At 32.8% G+C, this 16,783-nt stretch carries 8 protein-coding genes and 1 rRNA gene; 7 read left to right on the top strand and 2 right to left on the bottom strand.

All coding sequences use genetic code 11. The features are described from left to right. The first annotated feature begins 50 nt into the window (after nucleotides 1-50). Together AC37UB_RS06610 and AC37UB_RS06605 are read left to right on the top strand one after the other, a co-directional pair. Nucleotides 51-1,106 carry a GntR family transcriptional regulator gene (locus AC37UB_RS06610; protein ID WP_490685486.1) on the top strand — a complete coding sequence of 352 codons (1,056 nt, stop codon included), beginning with the start codon at nucleotides 51-53 and terminating at the stop codon, nucleotides 1,104-1,106. 26 nt (nucleotides 1,107-1,132) lie between these two features. After that, a complete protein-coding gene (locus AC37UB_RS06605) occupies nucleotides 1,133-2,794 on the top strand; it encodes a protein O-GlcNAcase (protein WP_490685485.1) in 1,662 nt (553 codons plus the stop codon). 15 nt (nucleotides 2,795-2,809) lie between these two features. On the opposite strand, the gene AC37UB_RS06600 is transcribed toward AC37UB_RS06605, so the two are convergent. Next, nucleotides 2,810-4,996, bottom strand: a complete 2,187-nt coding sequence (locus AC37UB_RS06600; protein WP_490685484.1) for a GH92 family glycosyl hydrolase — start codon at nucleotides 4,994-4,996, stop codon at nucleotides 2,810-2,812. 122 nt (nucleotides 4,997-5,118) lie between these two features. After that, nucleotides 5,119-6,435, bottom strand: a complete 1,317-nt coding sequence (locus tag AC37UB_RS06595) for an APC family permease (protein ID WP_347247404.1) — start codon at nucleotides 6,433-6,435, stop codon at nucleotides 5,119-5,121. A 187-nt stretch (nucleotides 6,436-6,622) separates the two neighbouring features. Between AC37UB_RS06595 and AC37UB_RS06590 the strand changes: the two genes are divergently transcribed. The 5 genes from AC37UB_RS06590 to AC37UB_RS06570 all read left to right on the top strand — a co-directional run. Further along, a complete protein-coding gene (locus tag AC37UB_RS06590; protein WP_241699398.1) occupies nucleotides 6,623-10,189 on the top strand; it encodes a PD-(D/E)XK nuclease family protein in 3,567 nt (1,188 codons plus the stop codon). Continuing rightward, a complete protein-coding gene (gene addA / locus AC37UB_RS06585; RefSeq protein WP_490685483.1) occupies nucleotides 10,182-13,928 on the top strand; it encodes a helicase-exonuclease AddAB subunit AddA in 3,747 nt (1,248 codons plus the stop codon). The genes AC37UB_RS06590 and addA overlap by 8 nt, the downstream gene beginning before the upstream one ends. A 66-nt stretch (nucleotides 13,929-13,994) precedes the next feature. Continuing rightward, nucleotides 13,995-14,840 (top strand): DUF975 family protein, encoded by an 846-nt coding sequence (locus tag AC37UB_RS06580; protein WP_117973200.1) that lies wholly within the window; start codon nucleotides 13,995-13,997, stop codon nucleotides 14,838-14,840. 243 nt (nucleotides 14,841-15,083) lie between these two features. After that, nucleotides 15,084-16,205 (top strand): DNA polymerase IV, encoded by a 1,122-nt coding sequence (gene dinB / locus AC37UB_RS06575; RefSeq protein ID WP_490685482.1) that lies wholly within the window; start codon nucleotides 15,084-15,086, stop codon nucleotides 16,203-16,205. A gap of 377 nt (nucleotides 16,206-16,582) precedes the next feature. After that, nucleotides 16,583-16,783: ribosomal RNA gene (locus AC37UB_RS06570) — 16S ribosomal RNA — on the top strand; the annotation flags it as partial.

Here is a 16,783-nt window from a genome sequence, read left to right as displayed (position 1 = left end):
ATATATGGTATGATGTACAATGAAAATAAGGAGTCAGGAGTGGGGAAGAGATGCCAAAGCAGCCATTATATAAAAAAATATATCAAGAATTAAAAAAAGATATACTAACTGGCGTGTACCAAGAAGAAACGCAAGTACCAACAGAATTAGAATTATCTGAAAAATATGATGTTAGTCGGATTACGTCTAAGCGAGCACTAATGGAACTTGAAACAGAAGGACTAATTTATCGAGTACGAGGAAAAGGAAGTTTTGTCAAAAAACGTCAAGAAGTAGCACAGCAAGAAAAAAATAATACCTTACTGTTTGTTATGCCGTTTGCTCAAAACGAGGGGTTAGGAAATTATGCAGAAGGAATACTTGCCTCACTTAACGCATCAGATTATCGTTTACACATGCAATCTCATGATTGGTTACAGACTGAGGATGCTCTGTATTTATCAAGTGACTATGCGGGAGTGGTTTATTACCCAATTAATATGCAAGAAAGCATTGATTTTTTATACCAATGTCAGATGCAACAGCTACCAGTTGTTTTATTAGATAAACAAATCGAAAAAATTCATTACCCTTGCGTTGTGGCAGATAATGAATCTGGTGGCTCTCTTGCAACAAAAGAGTTAATCAGTAAAGGCTATGATGAGGTTATTTTTGTTAGTGGGACGGGTCTAACAGAAAGTTCATCTGTTCGTGATCGTTACATGGGCTATTTATCAGCAATTTATGAGGCCTCTTTAATACCTCAACATATTGTGAAAACCCCTTTACAAACTATGGACCAGTTCTTTAAGTCAGTCTATGACGTTATTTGTTATAACAAAAAAGAATCTGTTGGTTTAGTCTGTGAAAATGATATTGTTGCTATTAGATTAATGACGTATTTAAAACAACAAGGCATGGATATTGGAGATGAAATTGGTATTATTGGGTTTGATAATATTCAAGCCACACAATTAGTTGATCCACCTTTGACAACTATTGCACAAGATTTCTATCGTATGGGGGAAGTCGCTGGAGAGCTGTTATTAAAACAGTTAAACGGAGAGCCAGTTGACTCATTAGTTAATGTGATTCCTGTTTCCATTATTCCAAGACAAAGTACATAAAAGAATAGTAGAAAAGAGATGACCATATGATGATAGACCAAACGTTGAAAGTATTAGCTGAATATGATGATGTGGTGTTTACAAAACAATATCATGTAGTAGAAGATAAAAATATATCAATGACTTTTTCAGGAACGTTTTTTCGATTTGAAAGTTTAGACAATTGTTTTGACCAGTTCAATTTAGCTCATCCATTTATTTTATGGGAGAAAGAACACGGAGAATTTCAAGTAAAGCATCGATTTAACAGAAACTTATCAAATGATGGCTTTATGTTATCTATCACGGAAGATAAGACAATTTTGATTGACAGTCGCACGATGAACGGTTGCCGTTTTGCTATCGAATTATTACAAAGATTGATTGTTAAAAATAAAAGTCAATTATTTCTACCGATAGTAAAAGTGACACATACTCCGTCATTTGAAGTGAGGGGAGTAATCGAAGGGTTTTATGGTATTCCGTGGTCACATGAGATGAGAAAAGATTGTCTTACTTTTTTATCTTCAAAGAGAATGAACACTTATATGTATGCCCCAAAAGATGATGAGTATCAACGAAAACTTTGGCGAGAGTTATATTCCAAAGAGAAACTAGATGAGTTTAGAGAGTTATTAAATCTATCAACAGCTAATCGCATTGACTTTTGGTATATGATAAGCCCAGGAAATGACTTGAATTATTTAGATAACACAGATTTATCCGTGTTAAAACATAAATTGAAACAAATGGTGCAATTAGGTGTGACACATTTTGGGTTATTAATGGATGATATTGCTTATGAATTAAGTGATGATGTGAAGAAAAAATTTAAAACAAGTGCTCAAGCGCATGCGTATTTGATGAACGTTGTTTATGATTATTTAGTAGAAGAGATTCCTTATGTTAAATTTGTTGCGTGTCCAACAGAATATGATAATCACTATGATTCCCCTTATTTAGAAGAATTGACAAGATTGTTACATCAAGATATTCCACTATTTTGGACAGGACCGACAACACTATCTCGACATATTACGACTGAAGATATAAAAAAAATGTCTGATATTTATCAACGTCAGATGATTATTTGGGATAATGTACCAGTTAATGATTTTGAACAAGATAATGAATTAATTTTTTTAAGTCAGTATAGCAATCGAAGTAAACAGTTATCAGATAATCAGTATAATGTATTAGGAATTGTACTCAATCCAATGGCCCAGTGGGAACTATCTAAAATAACAGTTGGACATAGTGCAAAATATATGTGGCAAACAGATCGAGCAAATGATTTAGCGATGTGGCATCAAGTATTACAGGAGTATGGTCAAACAAAAGAGAATGGTCGAGCATTAGATATTTTATCAAAACATTTTACCAATAGACATCTTGAACCAAGCATACCAGTAGAGTGGCAGCAGTTAGTAAAGCAACAAGATATTGATGCCTTGACAGATATTTTGAAAGAATTAAGTCAAGCGGTTGAAACACTGAAAAAAATGAACAATCCTAACTTTTTGATAGAGATTAAGCCTTGGTTTGAAAGAGTGATGTTAGAAGACCAGTTATGGCAAGCAATGATATCAAAAAATAATAAAAAAGCACATACTCTGTATCAGGAGTTAATGACTAAAAAACATCGTGTGGGAAGTCAGATACCTATTATTTATTATGAAACCTATCTAAAAAAATCTAGCGGAGAATAGTTCCGCTAGATTTTTTTATGTTAATGAGAAAGGTAAATCAGTTTCTGTGTAGTGTTTAATTGGTGGAACTAAGCATAAGTCAAACTCTATGTTTCCACCTGTCATTAAATCATTATGTGTAAAGAAGAGGTGGTTGTAAGGCTGATTATTTCTCAAGATATTTTTTGAATAGTGATATTGTGGGACATTATTGTTTGTCTGAATGGTTAAGTCATTGCCATTTGATAAATGAATCACCGCTTTATCAACAATAGGAATACCTATGACATATTCACCACTACCTGGAGTCACAGGATAAAACCCTAAACTGTTCAAGACAAACCAAGCACTCATGCTACCGTTATCTTCATCTCCTGGATAGCCATCAAATCCTAATTTAAAGGCTTTTGATAGTAATTCTTTTACAATGTGTTGGGTAGTTGGTAGTTCTGCAATATAGTTAAATAAAAATGGCAGATGGAAACTAGGTTGGTTAGAAATGGCAATTTGTCCAAAATCAATGGCTGCCATCTCACTCATTTCATGAATTTCAAACCCGTAGCCATCAACATCAAAAATAGGGTAAGTATTGCACAAATCCGTGATGATTTCTTTAAATCGATCTTTTCCACCAAGTGATTGAATCAATCCACCAAAGTCATGATATGCAGCAAAACTATTTTGATAAGCACTTCCTTCAGCATAATCACGTCCCCAAGCGTAAGGATTAAAAGGTGTTCTTGGTTGTCCATCTTTATCTTTTGAACGTAAGATACCATAGTCAAAGTCAATTAAGTTTCGATAATTAAGTGATTGTTTAGCATATTTTTTTGCCAAGTCTTTATCATCTAACAACTCAGCCACTTGTGAAATACAAAAATCACTATAAGCATAATCTTGAGTGTGGTTGACGCTTTCGTGATAGTGATTTGGTACATAGCCATAAGTTAGATAGTCAAGTGTACCAGATCGACCATAATTATCCTTTCCACTAACGGTTGTGGCACTTTTTAACATGGCTTCAAGGAAATCAGGCATCTTGTCTGTGGCAATATGTTTTACTGCAGCGTCAGCGATGACAGCATCAATCAATGTGCCAGGCATTAAACCTCTTTCATCAGGAGAGAGCCATTTGGGTAAATAGCCACTATTTTTGTACGCGTTATAGAAACCTGCCAGCATTTTTTCATATTCTTCTGTTGCGATAAGTGAATACAGAGGGAAAAGCGAACGACAAGTATCCCAAAAACCATTATTAGTATAATAATAACCTGATTTAATGGTTTTACTTAACGTGTCATAGTGAATTGGTTGGTTGTCTTTGTCTAATTCGTACCACGTTTGTGGGAATAAAAAACAACGGTACATCATTTGATAAAATAGTGAAATTTTATCCTTACTTTTGTCGCTCACTTCAATTCGATTGAGATAATTTAGCCATTTATCTGCAGCTAGATTTTTATGTTCCTCAAAAGTATGAGGTAATTCGCGTTCTAGATTGAGTGTCGCTTGTTCTTGACTAATAAATGATGTCGCAAGTTGTACATCAAGCACTCCATCAGAAGCTAATTTGTCAAATGACAGATAAAGTGTTTCTTCTTCTCCTTTGTAGTGAGTTCCTAAATCAATCATGTGATTATGTTCATGGTATTTTAAAGACTCAATGTTTGTAGAAAAAGAAAGGTCGATATACATTTTTAACTTTTTATCTTCACAACCAGCTATATTAGAAATATAGCCAGTTAAATGATTGTTTTTAATGGTGAGTGATTTAATACCAGGAGCGGTAAAAAGCATTCCGGCCGTCATATCTTTTCGGTTAAAGGTAAATCTTATATGTGCACCATAAGTATGCGCTGTCAATTCTGTTAAGATACGATGCCTTTCAGAATAAATCGATAGATAATGTGGTTGAAAAGTTGCTTCTTCAGGTCGATAAGATCCTTGGTTAAAAAATAAATCAGTGGAATTTATAGCTCCTGATACAGGTAAAAGTAATAAATGAGAAAAGTCCCCCATCCACGGACTTGGTTGATGGGTTAAACGAATGCCTTGGAAAGTATGATCTCTTGGATGAAACCACCAACTCCCATTTTGATGTGCGGTTTGCGGGCAGAAGTAATTCATTGCAAATGGCACACCGGTATAAGGTAAGGTATTCCCATTAGAGTAGCTATGTTGATTAGCTGTCCCGTGACGTGTATCGATGTTTGAAAGTAACATTTAAACTCTCCTTTGATATATCATTTTTATTTTATTTTTATATGATATATCATAACATTTTGATTGAGAAATAAAAAGAGGGTATAAAAAAAGAAACGAAAAAAATCGTTTCTTTTTTACTGTTATATCATATTGTTGGATTGATTTTTTCTAAAGATGATATAACCAAATAAACAAAATAAAAAGCAAATTCCAAAAGAGATAAATTCAAAGACTGGATTATTATAAAATCCACCAAATAAAATAATTAATCCCCCAAGGATTGCTAAAATAGGTGAAATAAGTCCCGTAAAGGTTTCTTTAATGTCTTTGTCTAAATAAAGTTTAATGACTTTAAAATAAAGTGCGATGTACCACAAATAACCAAACACAATCGCAATTTCACCAATGTCACCCAATCCCATTAACTGGAAGTATTGTGTGATGTAGTGAATAATAAACCAACCGCAAGAAGTCAATAAGGCAATAATAGCAGACTGACTACCTAATTTTTTTTGATGATAATTATCTACTATTTTTTGACTATTTGGTAACATATTTTTTGTTGCTAAAGCATATGGCATGCGGATATGTCCCAAAGTAACCCCATTTATTACCCCAAATAATGCTACAAGGATGAATAATAAAATAATTTTTTGACCAATATTGCCAAATAGCATGTCACCAATTTTCATAACAGCCCCTTCACCCATAGATAAGATATATTCGGGACCTAGAATATGTGTGAGACCTAGAAAATAGGATAGATAGACAACTAGAACGATAATCGGACCAAAACATAAGGCTTTTTTCATCGTTTGACTACCACCTTTGACTTCATGTGAGATGGATAAAGCAATAGGCCATCCATCATAGGAAAAAGCCATAGGAGCAAGTGCTGCTAACCATCCAAGACCAACATTTGTTGGTTCAACTAATGGAACAGTTGGTGGAACGACAGGTGTTTCTTTTGACCAAAACAATGCGATAAGCCCAATACCAAGTAAAGGAATTAGTTTAGTAATTGTGGAAATAATTTGAAACCACCCAGCAAATTGACTTGATAAGATATTCAAGCAATAAAAAAATAACATATATCCAAAACCAATTCCCATTTGATAAGTCATCGTTTGAGGTAAATTTAGTAGCATAGTAGTGTAAGTTCCAGCTGCCCATGATACCACGACACCAATGGTAGGAAAATATAAAAATGTCTGATACCAACCAAAGGCACTTGCTGTAGACTCTGAAAAAAATTCTTCAAAATAGGCAACCATTCCACCATTTTTAGTAGTACGCTGTGCTAGATTTGTGAGTGATAAACTTCCAAAAATAATACAAAGAGCTCCAATAATAAATACCAATACACCTAAAAATATGTTTCCACCAGTAAAAGCTAAAATATTTCCAACTTTGAAAAATATTCCAGATCCTACACAAATACCGATAATCATGGCAATTGCTGTGCCAAGACCATATTGTTTTTTCTCGTCGATAATAAAACCTCCATTTCAATATTAGCAATATATCATAAATAGCAAAAAAGTGAATGAAAATTTTATGAAATTTAAAAAAGTCATGAGAGAGTTTTGATGTGTGAGATATGTTAAAATAAGGAAGATAAATAAAGGGATTGAGGTGGTATGTTTGAGTCTTCAATTTATATTAAATACAGCAGACAAAGAAGTGTTAGAAGATTTATTAGGTATGTCGATAGACTGGTTAGAAAAGTCGATGCATCATGAGGTGTTTTATCTTGTGCCTAATCACGTTAAATTTGAAACGGAAATAAATGTATTGAAAAAAATGCATACGTTACCTAAATTTAGCAAACAGAAGTATATGGCAAGTATGAGATTACAAGTCTTTAGTTTTTCTAGATTGGCTTGGTATTACATGCAACAAACTAAAAGTTATCAAGCAACGAGACTAAGTGATTCTGGAAAGTTTATGCTGATAAGAAAAAGTTTAATAAGTTGTAAAGATAACTTGGTGTTATTTAAGCGTGAAGTCGATAGACCAGGTTTTATCCAACAATTGCTTGATTTATTTGATGAGTTACAACAAGGAAATGTTTCGCCATCTGATTTACAAGAAGTTGTGGAAGATATTGCAACAACTGAAAAGACCAGTCAAGAAGATTATGTCACAAAATTAATCGATATACAGTTAATTTATCAAACGTATCAAGAGATGTTAATCACTCATCATATTGCTGATAAAGAATTATTAACAGAATTAGCTGAGTATTTGAGTGAGAAAGATTTATCTCATGTTCAATTTATTGTGTCAGGATTTACTAATTTTACAGCAGTAGAAAAACAACTAATAGAAGTACTAATGAAAGTGTCTGGTGAAATAAAAATAAATTTAGTTCTTGATGAGGCACCAAAAGAAACTTCTTTAGATAGTTATCAATTGTTTTTTAATACGTCAAAAATGTATCAAGAATTATATGATGTCGCTAGAGACAATCAAGTGAAAGTATTATTTGATATTAAATGTCACTCAAAAAGTCAGACATCAATGAGTGAATTAGCACATGGGTGGCAAAATTTACAAGAGTTAGTGCCAAATAAGGTAGAAAAATCGACCGTTTTGAATGTGTTATCACTTTGGACTTGTACAGATACGTATCAAGAAGTAAAAGCTATTGGGACAAAAATTAGAGAATTAGTAGCAACAGAAGGTTATCGTTATGAAGAGATTGCCTTAATTAGTCGAGATATTGAAACATATGCTTCAGAAATTATGGCAGTGTTTGATGATATGGCGATACCTTATTATATTAATGAAGAAGAAGATATGGCAAATCACCCTTTAGTCGAATGGTTGCGCTCATTATTTAAAATAGATGAATCATTTTATCAATACCGAGATGTGATGCGCTTTTTAAGGACAGAATTATGCTTTCCAGATACTAATTTGACAGACGATTTGGAAACGTGGTCTGAAAAAATGAGTGTATTTAGACAAGCAACAGACTATACAGAAAATGTGGTGCTTGCTTATGGATATAGTGGAAGTGACTGGATTAAAAAAGAAGATTGGGTGTATGTGGCCTATCAATATAATACAGATGATGATACTTTGGATAATCAACAAGTTATTCAAGAACAATCTAATGATATCAGACGATTGATTGCGACCCATTTACCTAAGTTCTTTGAGAAATTAAAACAATCTACTACTAATAAAGAAGCTATTGTAACGTTCTATCAATTTTTACTAGAAATTGGTGTCGATAAACAGCTTCAAGCAATGCAACAACAAGAAATTGAAAGGGGACATTTAACTGAAGCAAAAAATCATGAGCAAACATGGCGAGCATTGATGGATTTATTAGATGAATATTATGATGTATTAGGTGATGATACTTTTGAATTTGAGATTTTTAAGGACATTTTACTTAGTGGTTTAGAAGGCGTTAGCTATAGTAAAGTCCCGGCTTCAATTGATGAAGTAGTGGTAACATCATTAGACAGGGTTCGAGCAAAAAAATATCGTGTGACGTTTATTTTTGGGGCAACAGATCAAGTGTTACCTAAAAAAATTGATAATAAAACACTATTAAGTAATGAAGAACGAGATGTGTTTTCTCAATTATTAAGATCAGACAGTTTTTTAAATAATAGTTTAACTGAATCAATGGCTAATGAACCATTTATCTTTTATTTGGCGTTACTGTCAGCCACAGACAAAATTATTCTTAGTGCACCTAAAAATCGTGACCAAGTCAAAGATGTTAAACTATCACCATACATTGAACAGTTAAGTCGATATTTTGCTATTCCTATTATTCATCATGACGCCATTTTAACAGCAGATGAACAGGTATTAAATTCAATTTCGACAGACAAACTATTACTCAGTGATTTGGTGAGTACTTATAGAGAGTATGACGAAAAGAAAGAAAGTGTTCCTTGGCTATTTTTACAACTAGAAAAACGTGTTCGTAAACAATTACCTGTTGAAACAAATCGTTTGTTTATGAGTTTATCGCATAAAAATATTCCCGAAACCTTAAACAATCAATCCGTTGATACATTATATGGCGAAACAATTTATGCGTCTGTTTCAAAAATTGAAAATTTCTATCAATGTCAGTATAAGTACTTTTTACGTTATGGACTTGGTATTCAAGAAAGAGAGCAGTTTGAGTTATCCCCCGCAGCAGCAGGAGAATTTTATCATGACGCCTTGGATTTATTCTTTAAGGAACTAATTAAACAGAAAATCCAACTAACAGAGATTTCAGATGATGAAGTGAAGAAACTTGCTCAAACGGTGTTACAGGAAATACTAGGAGATAAACGATTTACTATTTTGTCCACAACCAATCGAATGAAATATGTGTCGTATCAGTTAGAAAAAACCATTCAAAGAGTGTGCTTATCGCTAAAAAATCAAGCTAAACGAAGTAATATGACCCCTATCCAAACAGAAGTCTTGTTTGGTGAGTCGTTAAAACAAGCTGGATTAAATAGTTTAGAAATTGTTTTAAACAATAATAAAAAAGTAAAAGTACGAGGTAAAATTGATCGCTTGGATAAATTAGTTATTGAAGATGATGTGTATTTAAGCGTGATTGACTACAAATCGAGTAAGCATAATTTTGATTTTGTTGATGCTTATTATGGATTAGCCATGCAAATGATTACGTACTTAGATGTTGCCTTAAGTAATGCAGTAGAGTTAGTTGGAAAAACAGCTAAACCAGCTGGAGCACTATACATGCATATTAAAAATCCAGTTATCAATGTTAACGAAAAATTCTCATTAGATACGCTAGATGAACAACTACTAAAAGAGTATCAATATGATGGGTTGTTAGTAGAAGATGATGTGATTTTAGAAAAATTAGATAAAACCATTGACCCTCAGGTAAAATCGCTAGTTTACCCATACGAGCAGTTAAAAAGTGGAAAAATGAAATCATCACGATTTATCACATCAGATGAATTATCTCATTTAGTTGCTCATAATCGTGATAATTTCAAACAAGCTGGAGAAAAAATTTATGAAGGTAGCACGGAGTTAAATCCAGTCTATAAAGAACAAAAACGATTAGCTTGTGGTTTTTGTCCATATAAAAGTGTGTGTCAATTTGACGTGATGTTACCAGAAAATAATTATCACCGAATTGAGTCCTTGAAAAAAGAAACGATTATGGAAAAACTGCAACCTGAATCAAAGGAGGAGACAAATGAGTAACATAGATATTCCAGTAAAACCAGAAAATAGCCATTTTACAGATAAACAATGGCAAGCAGTGTATGACTCTGGGGATAATTTATTGATTTCTGCCTCTGCTGGTTCTGGTAAAACAACGGTATTAGTTGAGCGAGTGATTCAAAAAATTAAGTCGGGCGTTAATGTCGATGAATTATTGATTGTGACTTATACAGAAGCCGCTGCAAAAGAGATGAAACAACGAATTAAAGTAGCCATTCAAACAGCTATTACAGAAGAAGTTGATACCGCACAAAAAGAGCATTTGGTAAAACAACTGGGACTACTTCCAACAGCTACCATCAGCACACTTCATGCTTTTTGTTTACGTGTCATTCAAAGATACTATTATCTTATTCATATCGATCCTGTTTTTCGTTTATTGACTGATGAAACAGAAAATTTACTATTAAAGGAAGATGTCTGGGATGAGCTAAGAGAAGAACTATATGGTGAAGAAAGAGAAGCGTTTTATCAATTAACTGAAAATTTTTCTAACGACCGTAATGATAATGGGTTGATGGAACTCATTTTTTCGATACACTTATTTGCTCAAGCGAATTCTGAACCGGAAAATTGGTTAGATAGTTTGCTTGAAAATTATCAAATAACAGACAGCTTAGTCAACTCGCCACTCTATCAACAATACATGAAACCAGATGTATTAAATCAATTACTGTTAGCTCAAGTAACGATAGATGAGTTAGTGAATCGTTGTCAAAGTGATGAAGAACTAAAGAAAACACTAGAAACAGTCAGTGACGATAAACAATTAATTGATACATTATTATTTTTAATTACCGAAGATAGACTTGATGACTTTTATGATTATTTGATAAGCACACCATTTAAGCGTATTAAAGCGCCGTCTAAAAAAACAGCATCAGAAGAAGTTCAAGAAGAATACCAGGAAATAAAATTGGTACGAGATGGTGTAAAAGAAAGTATTGGAAAGTTAAGAAGTCAGTATTTCAAACAAAGTCCTGAAGAGATGTTAGAGATATTAGAAAAATCACAGTCAGTGGTTGAAGAGCTAATTAGTGTGACCAAGCGATTTATTAACCGATTTTCTAAAGAAAAAGAATCTCGTCATGTACTTGATTTTAACGATTTAGAACATTTGACGTTGGCAATTTTAAGAAAACAAGTTGAAGGTCAATGGGTAGAATCTGAAGCCTCTACCTATTATCGTCATAAATTCAATGAAATTTTGGTAGACGAGTATCAAGATATTAATAGACTACAAGAAACGATTTTGTATTGGCTACGTCGTCCTGAAAAACATAATGGTAATCTATTTATGGTAGGGGACGTTAAACAATCAATTTATGGGTTCCGTTTAGCTGATCCTACTTTGTTTATTGAAAAATATGAACAATTTGCGACAGAAGAAGATGGTCGTCGCATTATCCTAGCAGAAAATTTTCGTTCAAGAAGTAATGTCTTAGATTTTACGAACCTTGTCTTTACACAATTAATGGATAAAGAATTAGGGCAATTAGATTATGATACGACTGCTGAATTAATTGTTGGAAATAAGTCATTTCCTGAAAGTAAGGATTATGATACAGAGTTATTAATTTATCAAACCACATCAGAAGAAAAAAATCAGGAGTCATTAGAATTTAGACTAGATGGAAAAACAGAAGGTGAGTTACGACTTGTTGCGTTAAAAATTCGAGAATTAATTGATAAGAAATTTGAGTTGTTTGATAAAAAAGAAGAAAAAATGCGTTCAATCACCTATAAAGATATTGTATTGTTAACACCAACGAAAAAAAATAACTTAGATATCTTAGATATTTTTAAAGAGTATGATATCCCTTTAATGGTGAATGATACACAAAATTATTTTCAAGCAACTGAGATTAGAATCATGATTTCTTTACTACAACTAATCGACAACCCTTATCAAGATATTCCGTTAGCGGCTATTTTACGCTCGCCGATTGTTGGGATTGGTGAAAATGATATGGTTCTATTAAAAAGCTATGACATGACAGGCTATTATTATGACGCCTTGCAGAAATTTTTAATAGACGGGGATAAATCCAGTCAGTTATATCAAATTATCGAGACGTTTAATCAACAGTTTAATTATTGGCGTGAGTTGGCTAGAAGAAAACGATTAGTTGAATTGATTTGGCAAATATATAAAGATACCGACTTACTTGATTATGTAGCAGGACTTCCATCTGGTCTGCAACGAAAAGCAAATCTTCATGCGTTGTATCATCGTGCATCGAGTTATGAAGAGATGAGTTTTAAGGGGCTATTTCAATTTATTCGGTTTATCGAAAAAATGCAGCAAAAAAATAAAGATTTAGCGGAAGCCTCTAACATTAATGAAGAAGCAGATGCGGTTAGAGTGATGACCATTCATGCTAGTAAAGGCTTAGAATTTCCTGTTGTATTTTTATTAGATATGTCAAAACAATTCAATCTTATGGATGTTAGACAACGAAAATTTGTTTTCGATGAAGAACTTGGTATGGGAATCAAATACAAAGACATTGAAAAACGATTAGAATATGATACTTTTCCTTTCAATGTGATTAGAGAATATAAAAAACAAAAACTTTTGGCTGAAGAGATGCGTAAATTATATGTGGCGCTAACTCGTGCAGAAGAAAAGCTCTACTTAGTCGGTTCCTATAAAAGTAAAGATGATGCTTATAAGAAATGGGCAACTTCAACCAGTACTGAGCATATAGTGTTACCGACCGCAAGTAGACAGTCAACATCAAGTTTGATGGACTGGATAGGCATGTCTTTAGTAAGGCATCCAGACTTTGAAACTTATTTTCCAACGAGTGATGTGGCTGTTTTACCAGGACTAAAGAAACATCCAGGTCAGTTTTCAATTCATTTTTATCAAGAAAAGGATATTCTAGCTAGACATATGGTTCAAGGAGGGCAAGAAGAAGGGTTAAAAATATCTGATGTGAAACCAAATGTTAAATTACTAAAAGAAGTAGTAGATCGCTTAAATTTTTCTTATCCTGAAAAAGATGCCACTATGACGGCAAGTTATCAGTCTGTTTCTGAGGTTAAACGATTATTTGAAGAACCTGATATGAAGGATGTACCAACACTTAATTTCTCAAAAGAGAAACAAATAAAAGCACATAGGGAAGTATTGAGTGATAGTGCTAAGCCTAAATTTATGGAAGGTGATATCCAAATTAAATCGACAGATATTGGTTCAGCAGTACATTTATTGATGCAATTGCTACCTCTTGATAAAAAGCCAACAGAACAAGATATAGAGGCACAAATAGAGACAATGATACAAAATGGTGTTTTTACAGAAAAATTAGCAGCTATATTACCTATCAATAGAATAAAGTCGTTTTTTGATACAACATTTGGCGAATATCTATTAGCACACCATGAATTTACTAGAAGAGAACAACCCTTTTCCTTACTATTACCAGCTAAAGAGCTGTATCAAGATTATGTGACTAAAGAAGAGGATACTGTATTGATTCATGGGATTATTGATGGATTTGTCTTAACAGACTCAGAGCTTATTTTATATGATTTTAAAACAGATTATGTGCCTAAAGATGCTAGTATTGAAGAATTAGAAAAATTAAAACAACGTTATGTTGGTCAATTAACACTTTATCAATTAGCGTTAGAAGAAATTTATCAAAGAAACGTGACATCTTCTAAATTGATTCTATTAAATAGTGGAGACATTATTGATATGATATAAATGTTATTCATTTGAAAAAAAAAATGATAAAATAAGTGTCAATAAAAGGAGAGGGATGTGATATGTATGTATAAATCCTCTAAAGAACTTAAAATGCAAGCAAAAGAATCACTCAGAGGACGATGGAAAGAAGCAGTAATGTTGAATTTGGTACCATCAATCATTCAAATGATTTCAATGTTCTTTCTTACTATAATAATAGTGGTGTTTGGATTATTTATTGTCACGACGGCAAGTGACCAATCAAATTATTCAAAAATAGCGGGAGACGACTATGATAGTATTCAACATGAATATACATGGGAGGAAGACTTCGATGATGAATCACCTGCTTCAGACGTAGTAGCGGCAATTGCTTCAGTAGGATCTGCTCCATTAGCAGGACCTATATTTAGTTTTGTTATAACATTTTTAACAATTGGTATTTCATTTACTTTTTTAGATGTCATAAGGCGTGGAAAATCACAAGATATGTCGTTTAAAGAATCGTTTAGATTATTTAATGGAAATGATTTTGTTCCAGTATTATTGATTAATATTTTGACATATGTTTTCCAATACTTGTGGACTTTATTATTTATTATTCCAGGTATTGTAAAAGGATATTCTTATTCACAAGCAAACTTTATTTATAAAGATTTATCTTCATCTCGTGATACAAGGAGTATGGGCGCTACAAGTTTTATAACTGAAAGTCGTGAATTAATGGATGGGCATAAAGGTCGATTATTTTGGTTAGATATTAGTTTTATTGGGTGGTATTTTGTGGGAATGCTAACAATGGGAATAGGATTATTATGGATTAATCCATATATTAATGCGACGAAAGCAGCGTTCTATGATGATTTATCTAAAGGAAAATTTTTAGAAGAAGAAGTAATGGAAGAAGATGAAATTTGGACAAGTTTTTAAAGAATGAGATGATTCTCATTCTTTTTTTATTATATTGATACCTTAAAGTCAGATGAATTTAATGCATAAGTCGTATGATGAATGGCATACCAATTATCCCGAATTGGTTTTTGAATTCTATTTATAAGTAAAATAGAATCATTTACAACCTTCATTTCCACTAGAGCGACGGCTTTGGTGGTTTTTTTGTGTCTTCGTGGTATAATTGATACGAACGTATATTCTTTTTTTGGAGGTTAGTTTATGTCAAATGGGTTAAGGTTTCCGTTAATCAATGATTTATCTCGGAAAATTATTCATATTGATATGGATGCTTTTTATGCTTCTATAGAAGAAAGAGATAATCCTAGTCTAAAAGGTAAGCCGTTAGTCATTGCCAAACACCCTAATGATACAAATGGACGCGGAGTTGTCACTACAGCGAATTATGAAGCAAGAAAATACGGTATTCATTCAGCTATGAGCGCAAAAAAAGCATATGAACTATGTCCACATGCCGTGTTTGTTTCAGGAAATCGGGAATATTATGCTGAAGTTTCTAAACAAATTCATGAAGTTTTTAGAGAGTACACTGATGTAGTTGAACCTCTTTCTCTTGATGAGGCTTACCTTGACGTAACGCTTAATAAACAAGATATTAAAAGTGCAATAAAAATAGCCCGACTTATTCAATCTAAAATTTATGAGAAAGTCGAACTAACTAGTTCTGCAGGAGTCAGCTATAATAAATTTTTAGCTAAAATTGCGTCAGATTACGATAAACCTAAAGGATTAACCGTTATACTACCGGAAGAGGCACAAAAGTTTTTGTTTGAGTTACCAATTGAAAAATTTTATGGTATTGGAAAGAAGACAATTCCATTCATGCATGAAATGGGCATATACACAGGAAAAGATTTATATGACATACCCGAATTGACGTTAATCGATTGGTTTGGTAAAAAAGGATATAGCTTATATCGTAAAGTTAGAGGAATCCATAATGATCCAGTAGAAAATAATCGAGAGAGAAAATCAATAGGTAGAGAAAGAACTTTTGGAAAAATACTTATCCAAGAATTGGATGTACTAAATCATTTAAGAGAATTGTCAGAAGAAGTTAGTCAAAAACTATTGAAAAATGAATTAAAAGGAAAAACAATCGTTCTAAAGGTAAGAACTAATTCTTATGAAACAGTTACAAGAAGGATGACATTAAATAAATATATTTGTCAAACGGAAGAAATTTATTTTTATGTTAATCAATTGTGGGAAGAATTAAATTGGATAAATAGTGGTATTAGACTAGTAGGAGTAACAATCACATCTTTAGAAAAGTCTGTTTATGAAGTAATAGAATTACCTTTATTCATTAAAAAAGGATAAATAAATAAGTAATATTGAAAAAAATAAAAAAAACTGTTGACGAATTGTGACATAATTGTTATATTAGTAAATGTCCTTGAGACACAGCTTTTAAAAAGTACAACTTTTAACATTTAGCTAATAGGATTTTTATTCTAGCGAACGAATTTTCAGAAAATTTAAAAAATTCAAAAAACTGTTGACAAGTTATTATAAACTTGTTATGATATAAAAGTTGTTACGACAACAAAGTTTAGACCTTTGAAAACTGAACAAAGTAAGACGAACCAAATGTGTAGGGCGTTTCTACTATGTAGAAACAAACCATATTTAGTGAATACAATTCGCTAGCAAGTTTTAAAACAAATGAGCTAAACATCGCAAGATGTTATCAACTTTTTATTGAGAGTTTGATCCTGGCTCAGGACGAACGCTGGCGGCGTGCCTAATACATGCAAGTCGAACGCACTTCTTTTCACCGGAGCTTGCTCCACCGAAAAGAAGTGAGTGGCGGACGGGTGAGTAACACGTGGGCAACCTGCCCACCAGAGGGGGATAACACTTGGAAACAGGTGCTAATACCGCATAATTGCTTTTGC

The sequence above is a fragment of the Vagococcus changpingensis genome (genome assembly GCF_058211775.1).
This window is presented reverse-complemented; position numbering and strand designations above follow the sequence as displayed.

Bases quoted from the DNA above. Each gene is read 5' to 3' on its own strand.
- dinB (WP_490685482.1), top strand. From the start codon at position 15,084: ATGTCAAATGGGTTAAGGTTTCCGTTAATCAATGATTTATCTCGGAAA.
- AC37UB_RS06605 (WP_490685485.1), top strand. From the start codon at position 1,133: ATGATGATAGACCAAACGTTGAAAGTATTAGCTGAATATGATGATGTG.
- AC37UB_RS06580 (WP_117973200.1), top strand. From the start codon at position 13,995: ATGTATAAATCCTCTAAAGAACTTAAAATGCAAGCAAAAGAATCACTC.
- AC37UB_RS06600 (WP_490685484.1), bottom strand. From the start codon at position 4,996: ATGTTACTTTCAAACATCGATACACGTCACGGGACAGCTAATCAACAT.
- AC37UB_RS06610 (WP_490685486.1), top strand. From the start codon at position 51: ATGCCAAAGCAGCCATTATATAAAAAAATATATCAAGAATTAAAAAAA.
- addA (WP_490685483.1), top strand. From the start codon at position 10,182: ATGAGTAACATAGATATTCCAGTAAAACCAGAAAATAGCCATTTTACA.